Raw genomic sequence first — 13,811 nt, 5'->3', positions numbered from 1 at the left:
CGCCGCGCCCCAGCTCGAGCTGCCGCCCCTCCGCCGCGGCTGAGGCCGGCGCACCACGTCACTTTGTGGTGCTCTCGTCCTCGTCGATCCTCCAGTCACCGTCCTGCTTCACCAGCGTGATCGTGCCCGTGACGGTGAACTCGGTCTGCTCCTCGCCGAAGAGCTCGGCGAACGTGTCCGCGTCGTCCCCGGTGTAGGCGACCTGCTCGGTGTAGTCCACCGTCGCGGACTCCTCCTTCTCGTCGACCTCGCCGATCTCGATGTCGATCTCGATGTCCTCGAGGAGCGTGGAGAAGTCGTCGAAGCCGTCCTGGTCCTCGAAGGCCGCGACGAACGCCGCGCAGTCGTCGACCTCGTAGACCTCGAAGATCTCGTCCTGGCTCTCGGTCGACGTCAGCGCGCAGACCTCCTCCTGGTCACCCTCCGACTGCGCCTGCAGGTAGTCCTCGGCGGCATCAGCCGGCCCCGAGCCGCCCAGCACCACGGTGAACAGCAGCACGAGCCCGACCACGAGGAGCACCGCGACACCGACCACGGCCCCGATGATCTTGCCCTTGCCCTTGCCGCCCCCGCCTCCGCTGGGACCGGCGTACGGCGCCTGCCACGGCGGCGCGCCGGGCGGCGGCCCTGCCGGCGGCTGGCCCACCGGCGGCTGGCCCACCGGCGCCTGACCGTAGGCGGCCTGGCCGGGCCGGTCCCCGCGCGGCGGGGCGACGACCGTCTGGTTCGGGTCGAAGCCCCCAGCCGGAGGTGTGGCCGGGGCAGGAGGCGTCGCAGGCGCAGCGGGCGCGGCCGGCTGGACGTGGTCGGTCCACCGGGCCCCGTCCCACCAGCGCTGACCACCCTGGCCGTCGGGATACCACCCGGCGGGGGTGCTGGGCTGGTTCGGGTCGCTCATGGGTTCTCCTCGACAGGTGGACTGACAGGCGGACGCGTCCCGCGCATCATCACACGGGAAATCGACGACGGCCGGCCGCAGGGACTGCGACCGGCCGTAGGCGACGGAACAGGTGTGGCGCTAGTGGAACCAGAGCGACTCACAGGAGCCGCAGGCGAACTCACGCACCTCGACCCCGTCGGTGAAGTCGATGCTGCGCAACGTCCAGGTGTGCTCGTGGTCCTCCACCACCGGTGCCGTCACAGGGGCGGACGGGTGGTGCGCTCCTCGACGACGTGGGTCGAGCGGGTGCGCTGCTGGTTGACCACCAGCGACACGACGATCGCGAGGATGCCCGCCGCGAGGAGGATGCCCCCGAGGGCACCGTCGTCGATCTGCGCGAGATCCATCGTGACGACATCGAAGACCAGGATGAGGCCCAGGATGATGAGAATGATGCCCAGTCCGATGACCATGACGTCTCCTTCAGGTGAGAGACGGGCACGCGGATGCGCCCGTCGGCCGGAGCCGTCTGATCGGTGCCCCGGTGGGTCATGCCCCAAACGTCGCCCGGGGTAAAGACCCTCCTGGTCTGGACCTCACAGGATGTAGAGCATCTCCTGGTAGGTCGGCAGCGGCCACAGGTCGTCGGCGATCAGGCTCTCCAGCGTGTCGGCCGCCTCACGGATCGCGCCCATGGCCGGGAGCACCTCGTCGCGCGCGAAGGTCGCCGCGAGCAGCGCGTCCTCGTCGTGGTCGTGGGCCAGGGCCGCGGACAGCGACGTGATGCCGGCACGCAGCGCAGCGATGGGAGCCGAGACCGACTCGAGGGTCGACAGGTCGGCGTCCACACCGGCAGCCCTCAGCGCCGCCACGTTGGCTGCCAGCTCCGTCTGGTAGCGCAGCGCTGCCGGCAGGACGGTCGTCGTCGCGATCTCGAGCGTCAGGTTGGCCTCGACCCCGACGGTGAGCAGGTAGTGCTCGAGGCCGATCTCGTAGCGGCTGTGCATCTCGCGCTCGTTGAAGACCGAGTACTTCGAGAACAGCTCGATCGCCTCCGGGGTGATCAGCTCGGGCAGCGCGTCGACCGTGGTGCGCAGGTTCTTCAGGCCGCGCTGCTCCGCCTCGACCTGCCACTCGTCGGAGTAGCCGTTGCCGTTGAAGATCACCGCGCCGTGGTCGCTGACGATCGTCGTCAGCAGGTCCTGCACGGCCTCGTTGAAGTCGGTGCCCTCCTCGATCGCCGCCTCCAGCACGGTGGCGCAGTGGTCGAGCGCCTCGGCCATGATCGTGTTGATCATGACCATCGGCCCGGCCACGGTCTGCAGGGAGCCCGGCGCACGGAACTCGAAGCGGTTGCCCGTGAAGGCGAAGGGGCTGGTGCGGTTGCGGTCGCCCGGGTCCTTGGCCAGGTCGGGGAGGGTGTCGACGCCGATGATCAGCGTGCCCTTCTCCTTGGACCGCGTCGCACCGCCCTTGGCGATCTGGTCGAACACGTCGGCGAGCTGGTCGCCGAGGAAGATCGAGATGATCGCCGGCGGGGCCTCGTTGGCTCCCAGGCGGTGGTCGTTGCTCGCCGAGGCGACCGACGCGCGCAGCAGGCCGCCGTACTTGTGCACGGCGCGGATGACAGCAGCGCAGAAGACGAGGAACTGCGCGTTGTCGTGCGGGTTGTCGCCGGGCAGCAGCAGGTTGCCCTCGGTGGTGTTGCCGAGCGAGAAGTTCACGTGCTTGCCGGATCCGTTGACCCCGGCGAAGGGCTTCTCGTGGAAGAGGCACTCCATGCCGTGCTTCTTGGCGATCGACTTGAACGTCGTCATGAGCAGTTGCTGGTGGTCGGAGGCGACGTTGGCACGCTCGAACATCGGGGCGATCTCGAACTGGCCCGGAGCGACCTCGTTGTGCCGGGTCTTGGCCGGGATGCCGAGCTTGAAGAGCTCCCGCTCGGTGTCCATCATGAAGCCCAGCACGCGCTCGGGGATGGCTCCGAAGTAGTGGTCGTCGAACTCCTGGCCCTTGGGCGGCTTGGCCCCGAAGAGCGTGCGACCGGCGTTGAGCAGGTCGGGGCGCGCGAGGAAGAAGTGGCTGTCGACCAGGAAGTACTCCTGCTCGGGTCCGCAGTAGGACACCACGCGCGACGGGTCGTGGCCGAAGAGGCGCAGGATGCGCTCGGCGTGCGCGGCCATCGCCTGCTGCGAGCGCAGCACCGGCGTCTTGTGGTCGAGAGCCTCGCCGGTCATGGACACGAAGACCGTCGGGATGCACAGCGTGTTGCCGTTGGGGTTCTCCAGGACGTACGCCGGGCTCATGACGTCCCAGCCCGTGTAGCCGCGAGCCTCGAACGTGTTGCGCAGGCCGCCGTTGGGGAAGCTCGACGCGTCGGGCTCGCCCTGGATCAGCGTCTTGCCCGAGAACGACGCGAACGCCGAGCCGTCGCCGACGGGGTCGAGGAAGCTGTCGTGCTTCTCGGCGGTCAGGCCGGTCAGCGGGTAGAACACGTGGGCGTAGTGGGTTGCGCCCTTCTCCAGCGCCCAGTCCTTCATCGCGGACGCGACGGCGTCGGCCATCTCGGGGTCCAGCGGCGCGGAGTGCTCGATGGTCGCGAGCACCGACTTGTAGACCGCCTTCGGCAGCCGCTTCTGCATCACCGCGAGGCTGAAGACGTTCTGACCGAAGATCTCGCCCGGCTCCTCGCCCGGGTCGAACGAGATGGGCGGCGGGATGTAGGCCTCGACCGAGGTGATGGCCTGCAGACGGACGTTGTTGCTACTCAAGATCGGGCTCCCTCGGGCATGCCCCGCGCACGTGCACGGGTGGATACCGGGAATCTAGGTGGCCCTCGTGTCCGGATTGTTTCGTCCTTGTGACAGGCCGGAGCGACCGGAATCCGGTCGTCGGTCTGGCATAGTCGGCCCCATGCCCGATGCCGCCACCACCGAACGTCGTGCGGTCGTCGTCGAGGACGACGAGGACATCCGGTCACTCATCGAGTTCACCCTCACCAGCCAGGGCTTCGACGTCCGGTCCGTGGAGACCGGGCTCGACGGGCTCGAGGCGATCAGCACCTTCGACCCCGACCTGGTGACCCTGGACCTGGGACTACCGGGCATCGACGGCATCGAGACCTGCCGGCGGATCCGGGAGACCAACGACGTCTACATCGTCATGATCACCGCGCGCGACGAGGAGATCGACCGGCTGATCGGGCTGGAGACGGGCGCCGACGACTTCATCTCCAAGCCCTTCAGCCCCCGCGAGCTCCAGGCCCGGGTCAACGCGATGTTCCGCCGCCCGCGACGCTCGACCGCCCCTGTCGAGGAGCACACGCCGCTGGCGGCCCCGCACAACGAGATCCTCGACCACGGCCCCCTCAAGGTCGACGTCGACGGCCGTCGGGCCTTCCGGGGCGACGAGGAGCTCGCGCTCACCCGCACGGAGTTCGACCTGCTCACCGAGCTGATGCGCACCCCCGCACGGGTCTGGACCCGCGAGGCGCTGCTGCGCTCGGTGTGGGGCACCGACTGGGCCACCGACACCCACCTCGTCGAGGTGCACGTGGGCAACCTTCGCCGCAAGCTCGGTGACGCCGGCCGCCTGGTCCGCACGGTGCGTGGCGTCGGCTACCGGATGGATGCGCTCCAGGGCCCGCTCTAGGAGTCGGCGTACTCCATGAGGTAGGACGCCAGCGCCCGGTCGGCACGCTGCGCGGCAGCAGGGACGAGCCGCACCCGGGCCGTGGCCCCCACGACGTCACCGACGCGCAGCCGGCCCTCGATGAACCGGGCCATCTCGACCAGCTCGAGAGTGCCGACGATGCTGGAGGCCACGCGCAGGCTCAACGTGGCATCGAGCGCCGCGTCGAGGTCGCCCACCTCGGTCGCGGTCACGATCCGCTCGACCCGCTGCGGGAGGAGCCGGCGGTAGGTGTGGGCGAAGGAGACCGTGAACGGCCAGTTGTCGACGTCCTGGGCCAACCGGTCGAGGTCACGCGGGTCGAACGTGCTCACGTGTCCTCCTGGCTGAGCGCGACCGCGACTGTTCGGGGCTGCTGCCTCCAGGGTGCGCGGCGCAGATCAAGGGATCTGCGCGGAAACCTCAAGCAAGCCGCAAGGATTCAGCCGATGACGAGGTCGCGCTCCAGGTCGGCTGCGAGCCGCTGCGCGAAGTAGGCGTGGCCGTCGCCGTTGAGGAGCCCGTCCTCCGCGAAGTAGGCGGGTGCGTCGGCGCCGGTGAGCCACTCCTCGCCGAAGGTGTCGACGCAGGTGATGTGGTCGTTCTCGAGGGGCTCGCACATGCCCATCCCGCGCGGGTTGCCGTAGGGCAGGACCACGGCGATGACCGCGTCGGGCACCCGCCCGCGCAGGGTGGTGACGGTGTTGCGCATGAGCTTGCGGATGACCGGCGTGGTGGCCGGCGAGCGCATCTGCGCGGAGATGACCACGACGTCGGGCACGAAGTCCTCGTCGGTCTGGAGCCGGAAGACGCGGTCGAGGTACTGGCTGCCGGGCGTCCCCGGAGCGCTGTGTGCCCAGCCGGAGCCGGGGACGGCGTCCACGCGGTACTCCCAGCCGAGGTCCTTCGACAGCAGGTGCACGAAGCTGGCCTTCTGGAGCGCTGCTCCCTCCCCCGCGGTCCAGTCGTCGCCGATGAAGAGGACCTTGGCCGCCGGCGGGACGGAGAGGGCCACGGCCGCGGTGTCGGCGAACGGCACCTGCTCCGGCTCACCGGGGTCGGTGGAGAACTGGGCGACCAGGAGCGCCACGGTCAGTGCGGTCGCACCCAGGACGCCGAGCAGCGTGAATCGCTGGACGGTGACGCTTCGGCCCGTGTCGGTGGACCGCCCCCATGGCTTGGACACGACCCCGATCCTACGTGGTCCGAACCGGTGGGAGATCGGATGTTTGGACCCGTGGGACCGGGGGCAGGCTTACCTCGACACGCACTGCTGCTCCGACCTCGTCTCGGACTTTCTTCAGCCCACATCCCGGGGGTGGGCTGCTCCACGAGGCTCACGGAGCGCGGTGCGTGTCGCACGTCCGGACATGGAAGTGCCAGGACGCGACCTCTGGGGGGCAGTCGATCGCGGCCTGGCTCCGTGATTGTCCCACATCTCGCGCCGGACCGACACCGTCACTTGCGCGACGGTCGCGGCAGGTCAGTCCCAGAAGACACGGTCGACGACCGCACGTGCCTGCCGGGTGCACCGCAGGTAGTCGTTGACCATCTCGTCGGTCGCCCCCGGCGGGTAGCCCAGGATGTTGGCGACCGCGGCGCGCTCCCGGGCGTCACGCGGAATCTGGTCGCCGGAGGAGCCCCGCACCAGCGTCACGGCGTTGCGGGTCCGGCTGACGGTGCGCCAGCCCTCGATGAGCAGCGCCGCCTCCTCCTCACCGAGCAGCCCCGCGTCCCGCGCCGCCGCGAGCGCATCGAGGGTCTGCGGCGTGCGCAGGGACGCCACCTGACCGGCGTGACGCATCTGGAGCAGCTGCACGGTCCACTCGATGTCGGCCAGGCCGCCACGCCCGAGCTTGAGGTGCAGGTGGGGGTCGGCGCCACGCGGCAGGCGCTCGCGGTCGATCCGGGCCTTGATCCGACGGACCTCGCGGATGTCGTCCTCCGAGATCCCGTCGGCCGGGAAGCGCAGGGGGTCGATGAGATCGGTGAACCGCCGTCGCAGGTCCTCGTCACCCACCACCGCATCGGCGCGCAGGAGCGCCTGCGCCTCCCAGACCATCGACCACTTGGCGTAGTAGGCGGCGTAGGAGCCGAGCGTGCGCACCAGCGCGCCCTGCTTGCCCTCGGGACGCAGGTCGGCGTCGACCTGGAGCGGCGGGTCGGCCCCCGGCAGGGCCAGCAGCCGGCGCAGCTCGTTGGCGACCGCTTGGGAGTAGGAGGTCGCGACCTGCGCATCGGCGCCCGGCTCGGCCTCGAAGACGAAGAGGACGTCGGCGTCGCTGGAGTAGGAGAGCTCGAAGCCGCCATAGCGACCCATCGCGATGATCGCGATGCGTGCGGGCGCCTGCTCGAGCAACCGTTGCCGTCGTACGGCGAGCCCCGCGACCCGGAGCGTGGCCTCCAGGGTGGCGTCGGTCAGGCGGGAGAGCCCCTTGCCGACGTCGGCCACGTCCGTGAGCCGCAGCGCGTCGCCGGCGGCGATCCGGAAGAGCTCGCGCCGTCGCACGGCACGGATGGCACGCACGGCCTTCTCGACGTCGTCCTGGCGACCGGCGGCGGCGAGCATCTCCTCGACGAGCGGCTCGACCGGCAGCGGGGCGAGCGATCCACCGAGGATCCGCACCCCTTGGGGCTCCCGCTCGAGCAGGTCGGTGACGTAGCGCGAGGTGGAGAGCAGGTGAGCGAGCCGCTCGGCGACGGCACCCTCGTCCCGCAGCGTCTTGAGGTACCACGGGGTGCGCCCCAGGGCCTCGCTGATGCGGCGGAAGCCGAAGAGGCCGGCGTCGGGATCGGGGCCCTCGGCGAACCACTCGAGCATCGCCGGCAGCAGGGCCCGCTGGATGGTGGAGGTGCGGGAGAGCCCGGCCGTCAGCGCCTCCAGGTGTCGCAGCGCTGCCTGAGGGTCGGCGTAGCCGAGGGCGGCCAGCCGGGTGCTGGCGGCCTCCGACGAGAGCCGGGCCTCGGGGCCGGGGATCCCGGCGACCGCGGCGAGGAGCGGGCGGTAGAAGAGCTTCTCGTGCAGCCGTCGGACCTCGCGGCGGTGGTGCTCCCACACGCGGTCGAGCGACGCGACCGGCTCCTTGAAGAGCCGCACGCTGCGGCCGAGACGGCGCAGGGACGGCTCGTCCTCGGGCACCACGTGGATGCGGCGCAGCTGGAAGAGCTGCATCCGGTGCTCGAGGGTGCGGAGGAAGGCGTAGGCGTCGTGGAGCGCCTCCCCGTCCTCGCGGCCGACGTAGCCGCCGTCGGTCAGCGCGGCCAGCGCGCTGAGCGTCGCGGTCGGCCGGATGCGCTCGTCCATGCGGCCGTGGACGAGCTGGAGCAGCTGCACGGCGAACTCGACGTCGCGCAGCCCTCCCGAGCCGAGCTTGAGCTGGCGGTCGGCCTCCCGCGCCGGGATGTGCTCGACGACTCGCCGCCGCATGGCCTGGGCGTCGGTGACGAAACCCTCGCGCTCGGCCGCGGACCACACCAGCGGGGCGAGCATGGCGACGTACTCGCGACCCAGCGCCAGGTCACCGGCGACCGGGCGGGCCTTGAGCAGCGCCTGGAACTCCCAGGTCTTGGCCCAGCGCTCGTAGTAGCCGAGGTGGCTGGCGAGGGTGCGCACCAGGGGGCCAGCCTTGCCCTCGGGGCGCAGCGCTGCGTCGACCGGCCAGATCGTGCCCTCGGTGGTGTGGTCGGAGCAGATCCGGATCAGGTGGCTGGCCAGCTGGGTCGCGGCCCGCACGACCGCCTGGTCGCTGGCGTCCTCGTGCCCGGGGGCCGGCTCGTAGACGAAGATCACGTCGACGTCGGAGACGTAGTTGAGCTCGTTGCTGCCGAGCTTGCCCATCGCGATGACCGCCAGCCGCGCGAGCGAGGCGGACTCCCCCACCCGCTGCCGGGCCACGGCCAGTGCGGCCTCCAGGGTGCCGGCCGCGAGGTCGGACAGCTCGGCTGCCGCGTCGTCGATGGCGACGTCGTGGGAGAGGTCGCGCGAGGCGAGACGTAGCAGGACGCGGCGATACTCCACGCGCAGGGCGTCGACAGCCTCGGCGTCCGGGAGCGTCGCGACCGGCTGGTCGGCGTGCGGGTCGGCGCCCACCGCCTCCAGGAGGCCGGCGCGCACGCTCCAGGCCGCTGGACGTGTGGAGCCCATCGTCGGGTCGGTGAGCTCGTGCCACTGCTCGGGGTGCCGGGCCAGGTGGTCGGCCAGCGCGCTGCTCGCGCCGAGCACGCACAGCAGCCGCATCGCGGTGCCCTCGTCGTCGGCGACCGCGCTCAGGAGCGCCTCACGGTCCTCGACCTCGTCGGCGATCCGCACGAGGGCGGACAGGGCCAGGTCGGGGTCGGCGGTGCGCCCGAGGATCGCGAGGATCGGCTCGGCCTGCCCGCCCAGGCCCGTCAGCGCCTCCTGGGCGGCGGCGGTGTCGGTGAACCCGAGCCGCAGGAGGGCGCCCCTGGTCGTGGTGGTGCGCGTCATCGCGGGCCCCCTGCGGCGCCGGCGACCCGGGCGAAGGACCGGGCCAGGGGGCGCCAGGCCTCGGTCAGCTCGTCGGCGGCGTCCTCGACCTGGGCCAGCAGGGTGTCCTGGTCGATGCCGCGCAGCACGTGGGCCTCCCGGTCGTCGGCCGCCCACGGCCGCAGGGTGGCCGCGTCGACCTCCGGGTGGAGCTGGAGCCCCCAGGCCCGCGGGCCGAAGCGGACGACCTGCGGCTCCCCCGCGGGGGTCTGCGCGAGGACCGTGGCGCCGGCGGGCAGGACGGTGACGACGTCGTCGTTCCAGTGCACGCCCCGCCGGGGGGTCGCGACAGGGCCGAGGAGCTCGTCGGTCGCCGCGTCCGCGGTCCAGCCGACGTCGAGCAGGCCGAGCTGCTGGCCGCGCGGGTTGCGCTCGACGCGCCCGCCGAGCGCTGAGGCGAGCAGCTGGTGGCCGAGGCAGACCCCGAGCACGGGGACACCGGCCGTGTGGGCGGCACGGAGCTGCTCCTTGAGCGGACCGAACCAGGCGACGGTGTCGTCCTCGGCCTGCTGGGGCCCGCCCAGCACCAGCACTCCGTCGTACGACGTGAGGTCGGGGACGGCGTCGCCGGCGTAGGGCCGGCACACCTCGAGCGTGCAGCCGGCCTCGGTCAGCCAGCGCCCGAGGAGCACCGGGGGGCACTCGTCCTCGTGCTGGACGACCAGGACCGACGGCATCGTGGGACCTGCCTGGTCAGATGACCGGGAGCATCTGGTCGCGCTCGAAGACCGAGACCTGTCCGCGGTACTCGTCCCACTCGGCCCGCTTGTTGCGCAGGAAGTAGTCGAAGACGTTCTCCCCCAGCGTCTCGGCGAGCAGCTCGGAGGTCTCGGCGATCTTGATCGCCTCGTTGAGGTTGTGCGGGAGCGGCTCGATGCCGAGGTTCTTGCGCTCGCGCTCCGTGAGGGCCCACACGTCGTCCTCCGCCTCGCGGGGCAGCTCGTAGCCCTCGTCGATGCCCTTGAGGCCGGCCGCCAGCACGGCGGCGAAGGCGAGGTAGGGGTTGCAGGCGGCGTCGATGGTGCGCAGCTCGACCCGGGTGGAGTTGCCCTTGCTGGGCTTGTACATCGGGACCCGGACCATCGCGGAGCGGTTGTTGTGGCCCCAGCAGATGTAGGAGGGGGCCTCCCCGCCGAACATCATCCGCTTGTAGGAGTTGACCCACTGGTTGGTGACGACGCTGATCTCCGGGGCGTGGCGCAGGACGCCGGCGATGAAGCGGCGGCCGGTCTGGGAGAGCTGGTATTCGGCCCCCGCCTCGTAGAAGGCGTTCTGGTCGCCCTCGAAGAGCGAGACGTGGGTGTGCATGCCGGAGCCGGGGTGGGTGGTGAAGGGCTTGGGCATGAAGCTGGCCCAGATGCCCTGGCCGAGCGCGACCTCACGGATGACGGTGCGGAAGGTCATGATGTTGTCGGCGGTCGAGAGCGCGTCGGCGTAGCGCAGGTCGATCTCCTGCTGGCCCGGGCCGCCCTCGTGGTGGCTGAACTCCACCGAGATGCCCATCGCCTCGAGCATCGTGATCGCCTCGCGGCGGAAGTCGGAGCCGTGGGACTGCGCGGTGTGGTCGAAGAAGCCGCTGCGGTCGACGGGGACCGGGTCGACGCCGGCCTGCGGGGTGTCCTTGAAGAGGTAGAACTCGATCTCGGGGTGCGTGTAGAAGGTGAAGCCCTTGTCGGCCGCCTTGCTCAGCGTGCGCTTGAGCACGTAGCGCGGGTCGGAGTAGGACGGGCTGCCGTCGGGCATCACCACGTCGCAGAACATCCGGGCCGTGGCCGGGCCGTCGCCACCGCGCCACGGGAGGATCTGGAAGGTCGAGGGGTCCGGCAGCAGGAGCATGTCGGCCTCGTAGACGCGGGCGAAGCCCTCGATCGCGGAGCCGTCGAAGCCGATGCCCTCGTCGAAGGCGTTGTCCAGCTCGGCCGGGGCCACTGCGACGGACTTCAGGAAGCCCAGCACGTCGGTGAACCACAGCCGCACGAAGCGGACGTCACGCTCTTCGAGAGCGCGGAGAACGAAGTCTTCCTGCTTGCCCATGCGGCACAGCGTAGGGGCAGCCGACCTGCTCAGTCGTCGTCGGGCAAGGTCTTGCGCTCGATCTCCGCGATCGTGGGTCGGCCGCGGTTGCAGAAGACCTCCAGCTCGATCGACTCGGCCTGCCGGACGAAGACCGCGTCGACGTCGTCGTCCGGTCCGGGCTCGAAGCTCACGGTGCGCCACCCGGAGGCCGTGCGAGCGTCGATGCCGTAGGCCACGACGCCGCGACACTCGACGACGAAGACCCCGAAGTCGTCGCTGATCTCCTGCCGCACGACGTCGTCCTCGACCGCCGGCTCGAGCCGGCCCTCCTCCTCGAGCTGGGCGGTGCGGATCGCCTCGGTGACCACCGGCCCACGGTCGCGGATGCTGGCCCCGAGCGAGCTCACGGCGAGCACGCCCACGACGACGGCGAGGACGGCGGCCGCCAGCCAGCCGGCGCCGTAGCCCAGCGCACGGCGGGTGCGACGGTCCTCGGTCATGAGGCCATCGTGCCGTGCGGATCGCTGTGATGTCCCCAAGGGACGGTTAAGGCGACGCTAAGGCGCCAGGACCCGGTGCCGGACTCGGCTAGGTTGCCTGCGTGGCGCAGGTGCTGATCATCGAGGACGACGCGCGCATCCGCCCGCTGCTGATGCGCGCGCTCGGCGAGCGCGGCTACGCCGTCTCGTCGGCGTCGACCGGCATGCAGGGGCTGTCGATGGCCGTCGAGCAGCGGCCCGACCTCGTCATCCTGGACCTGGGCCTGCCCGACGTCGACGGCACCCAGGTGCTCTCGATGCTCCGCGCGGTGAGCGACGTGCCGGTGATCGTGGCCAGCGCACGCGACGACGACCCGTCGCTGGTCAGCTGCCTCGACGCGGGCGCCGACGACTACGTGGTCAAGCCCTACACGACCGCTCAGCTCGAGGCACGCATCCGCGCGGTCATTCGCCGGGTCGGCACGGGTGCCCGCACGCCCCGGACGAGCCTCGTCGTCGGTGGGCTGGAGATCGACGTCGCGGGCCGTCGTACGACGATGGACGGGGTGGCCCTCGATCTCAGCCCCCGCGAGTTCGACCTGCTGCGCCACCTCGCCGAGCGTCCCGGCGAGGTCGTGACGAAGAAGGAGCTGCTCACCGACGTCTGGCAGCAGGCGTGGGGCGGTTCGGACAAGACCGTCGACGTCCACCTGTCGTGGCTGCGGCGCAAGCTCGGTGAGTCCGCCTCGGCGCCGCGCTACCTGCACACGGTGCGCGGGGTCGGCGTGCGTCTGGCCGCGCCCGACGAGGCCTGACGTGCGTCGGAGCCTGATCCTGACCGTCGCAGCGGCCGTGTCGATGGTGCTGCTCGCGATGCTCGTGCCCATGGCGGTGCTGCTGCGCAGCTATGCCCTCGAGGACCAGCTCTCGCGCGCCGCGCTGGAGGTCCAGGCGACCGAGACGGTGGTGTCGGGGCAGGACGTCGGCGCGGTGTCGGTCTACCTCGACGCGATCAACGCCGACTCCGAGATCCAGACCACCGTGCTCTACCCGGCCTCGGCGCTGAATCCCGAGGGCCTCGACGTCGGTCCCGACCCGGGTCAGGACCAGCGTGTGGTCGAGGCGCGCGCGACGGGCCAGGCACGCATCGACGACGTCGACGGCGGCGCGGAGTTCCTCGTGCCGGTCTCGCTCAGCGGGAGCTCGCTGAGCGCCGAACGCACCCCGGTGATCCGGGTGGTGGTGGACTCCCCCGGCTTCGACGCCGCCCTGGTGCGCAGCTGGCTGGTCCTGCTCGGGCTCGGCATCGTGCTGCTCGCCGGGGCGCTGGTGCTCGCCGACCGGCTCGGCCGCTCCTTCGTCGTCCCGATCCGAGGACTCGCGACCTACGCCCAGCAGCTCGGCGACCGTCGTCGCCCCGACCCCGTCTCGGCCGAGGGCCCCGCCGAGGTGCGCGAGCTCGCCCTCGCGATGAGCCGGTTGGTCGGCCGCATCGACGTCCTCCTCGAGCGCGAGCGCGCCGGAGTCGCGGACCTCTCCCACCGGCTGCGCACCCCCATCACGGCGCTGCGGCTGCGCGTCGACGGCATCGGCGACCCGGCCGAGCGGGCCCGGCTCGGCGGTGATCTCGACGAGCTCGAGGCGATGGTGGACCACGTGGTGCGCGAGGCCCGCCGCTCCGAGCGCGAGGGGCTGGTGCCCGAGTGCGACGGGGTCGCGGTGCTCGAGCAGCGCGCCCACTTCTGGGAGCCGTTGGCCGAGGACCAGGAGCGGGACCTCTCGGTCGAGGTGCTCGTCGCGGGCTCCGTGCCGGTGCCGGTGCGCGCCGCCGAGGAGGACCTCGCCGCTCTCCTCGACGTGCTCCTCGACAACGTGTTCACCCACACCCCGGACTCCGCCGCGGTGCGCGTGACCCTCGCCCCGCGGGACGGCGGCGGTCTCGTGCTGACGGTCGAGGACGACGGACCGGGCTATCCCGCCGACATCGACGTCGCCGGCCGGGGCACCTCCGGCGCCGGCTCCACCGGCCTCGGCCTCTCCATCGTCGAGAGGACCGCCACCGAGTCCGGTGGCGGTCTCGTCCTCTCGCGCCCGGCCGAGGGTGGCGCACGGGCCGTCGTTGAGCTCGGCGGTCCCTAGCCCCTACGCCGAGTCGGCGCGATGTTGCAGGCCGTACGCCGAGTCGGCGCGATGTTGCACGTCGCACGCCGAGTCGGCGCGATGGTGCGTGCGGTCGTGTGCCGGGTCCAGCGATCGAGCG

At 71.5% G+C, this 13,811-nt stretch carries 12 protein-coding genes; 3 read left to right on the top strand and 9 right to left on the bottom strand.

The genetic code is table 11. The features are described 5' to 3' along the window. Positions 1–58: 58 nt before the first annotated feature. The 3 genes from AAG827_RS20420 to AAG827_RS20410 form a co-directional block, all read right to left on the bottom strand. Complete coding sequence (locus AAG827_RS20420) at positions 59–898, bottom strand: DUF2510 domain-containing protein (protein WP_341928054.1); 840 nt, start codon at positions 896–898, stop codon at positions 59–61. A 239-nt stretch (positions 899–1,137) separates the two neighbouring features. Further along, complete coding sequence (locus AAG827_RS20415; RefSeq protein ID WP_309650737.1) at positions 1,138–1,353, bottom strand: hypothetical protein; 216 nt, start codon at positions 1,351–1,353, stop codon at positions 1,138–1,140. A gap of 123 nt (positions 1,354–1,476) precedes the next feature. Next, on the bottom strand, positions 1,477–3,651 hold the full coding sequence (locus tag AAG827_RS20410; RefSeq protein WP_341928053.1) for a glutamine synthetase III: 2,175 nt from the start codon (positions 3,649–3,651) through the stop codon (positions 1,477–1,479). Between the two features lie 142 nt (positions 3,652–3,793). Between AAG827_RS20410 and AAG827_RS20405 the strand changes: the two genes are divergently transcribed. Continuing rightward, positions 3,794–4,531 (top strand): response regulator transcription factor, encoded by a 738-nt coding sequence (locus AAG827_RS20405; RefSeq protein ID WP_341928052.1) that lies wholly within the window; start codon positions 3,794–3,796, stop codon positions 4,529–4,531. On the opposite strand, the gene AAG827_RS20400 is transcribed toward AAG827_RS20405, so the two are convergent. The 6 genes from AAG827_RS20400 to AAG827_RS20375 all read right to left on the bottom strand — a co-directional run bounded on the left by AAG827_RS20400 (position 4,528) and on the right by AAG827_RS20375 (position 11,572). Then, a complete protein-coding gene (locus AAG827_RS20400; RefSeq protein WP_341928051.1) occupies positions 4,528–4,884 on the bottom strand; it encodes a hypothetical protein in 357 nt (118 codons plus the stop codon). The two genes, AAG827_RS20405 and AAG827_RS20400, sit on opposite strands and share 4 nt — an antisense overlap. A 107-nt stretch (positions 4,885–4,991) precedes the next feature. Further along, the gene (locus AAG827_RS20395) at positions 4,992–5,735 is read right to left on the bottom strand and encodes an SGNH/GDSL hydrolase family protein (protein WP_341928050.1); all 744 of its coding nucleotides are present in this window, start codon (positions 5,733–5,735) and stop codon (positions 4,992–4,994) included. A gap of 297 nt (positions 5,736–6,032) precedes the next feature. Beyond that, positions 6,033–9,017: a bifunctional [glutamine synthetase] adenylyltransferase/[glutamine synthetase]-adenylyl-L-tyrosine phosphorylase gene (locus tag AAG827_RS20390; RefSeq protein ID WP_341928049.1), complete on the bottom strand. Its 2,985-nt coding sequence runs from the start codon at positions 9,015–9,017 to the stop codon at positions 6,033–6,035. Next, a complete protein-coding gene (locus AAG827_RS20385; protein WP_341928048.1) occupies positions 9,014–9,733 on the bottom strand; it encodes a type 1 glutamine amidotransferase in 720 nt (239 codons plus the stop codon). Before AAG827_RS20385 ends, AAG827_RS20390 begins: the two co-directional genes overlap by 4 nt. Before the next feature lie 16 nt (positions 9,734–9,749). After that, the gene (gene glnA / locus AAG827_RS20380) at positions 9,750–11,090 is read right to left on the bottom strand and encodes a type I glutamate--ammonia ligase (protein WP_341928047.1); all 1,341 of its coding nucleotides are present in this window, start codon (positions 11,088–11,090) and stop codon (positions 9,750–9,752) included. Positions 11,091–11,119: 29 nt separating this feature from the next. Then, complete coding sequence (locus tag AAG827_RS20375) at positions 11,120–11,572, bottom strand: hypothetical protein (RefSeq protein WP_341928046.1); 453 nt, start codon at positions 11,570–11,572, stop codon at positions 11,120–11,122. Positions 11,573–11,673: 101 nt separating this feature from the next. Between AAG827_RS20375 and AAG827_RS20370 the strand changes: the two genes are divergently transcribed. Both AAG827_RS20370 and AAG827_RS20365 read left to right on the top strand, forming a co-directional pair. Further along, positions 11,674–12,366 carry a response regulator transcription factor gene (locus AAG827_RS20370; RefSeq protein ID WP_341928045.1) on the top strand — a complete coding sequence of 231 codons (693 nt, stop codon included), beginning with the start codon at positions 11,674–11,676 and terminating at the stop codon, positions 12,364–12,366. A gap of 1 nt (position 12,367) precedes the next feature. Next, positions 12,368–13,690 carry a HAMP domain-containing sensor histidine kinase gene (locus AAG827_RS20365; protein ID WP_341928044.1) on the top strand — a complete coding sequence of 441 codons (1,323 nt, stop codon included), beginning with the start codon at positions 12,368–12,370 and terminating at the stop codon, positions 13,688–13,690. Positions 13,691–13,811 lie beyond the last annotated feature (121 nt).

Source organism: Nocardioides psychrotolerans (assembly GCF_943371775.1).
GTDB classification, from domain to species: Bacteria; Actinomycetota; Actinomycetes; order Propionibacteriales; family Nocardioidaceae; genus Nocardioides; species Nocardioides psychrotolerans_A.
The sequence above is the reverse complement of the archived record's forward strand: the minus strand, read 5'-3'. Positions and strand labels throughout refer to the sequence as shown.

What these genes read in the sequence shown, in the direction of transcription:
- AAG827_RS20420 (WP_341928054.1), bottom strand. Translation starts at nt 898, where the DNA reads ATGAGCGACCCGAACCAGCCCAGCACCCCCGCCGGGTGGTATCCCGAC.
- AAG827_RS20415 (WP_309650737.1), bottom strand. Translation starts at nt 1,353, where the DNA reads ATGGTCATCGGACTGGGCATCATTCTCATCATCCTGGGCCTCATCCTG.
- AAG827_RS20405 (WP_341928052.1), top strand. Translation starts at nt 3,794, where the DNA reads ATGCCCGATGCCGCCACCACCGAACGTCGTGCGGTCGTCGTCGAGGAC.
- AAG827_RS20390 (WP_341928049.1), bottom strand. Translation starts at nt 9,017, where the DNA reads ATGACGCGCACCACCACGACCAGGGGCGCCCTCCTGCGGCTCGGGTTC.
- AAG827_RS20385 (WP_341928048.1), bottom strand. Translation starts at nt 9,733, where the DNA reads ATGCCGTCGGTCCTGGTCGTCCAGCACGAGGACGAGTGCCCCCCGGTG.
- glnA (WP_341928047.1), bottom strand. Translation starts at nt 11,090, where the DNA reads ATGGGCAAGCAGGAAGACTTCGTTCTCCGCGCTCTCGAAGAGCGTGAC.
- AAG827_RS20375 (WP_341928046.1), bottom strand. Translation starts at nt 11,572, where the DNA reads ATGACCGAGGACCGTCGCACCCGCCGTGCGCTGGGCTACGGCGCCGGC.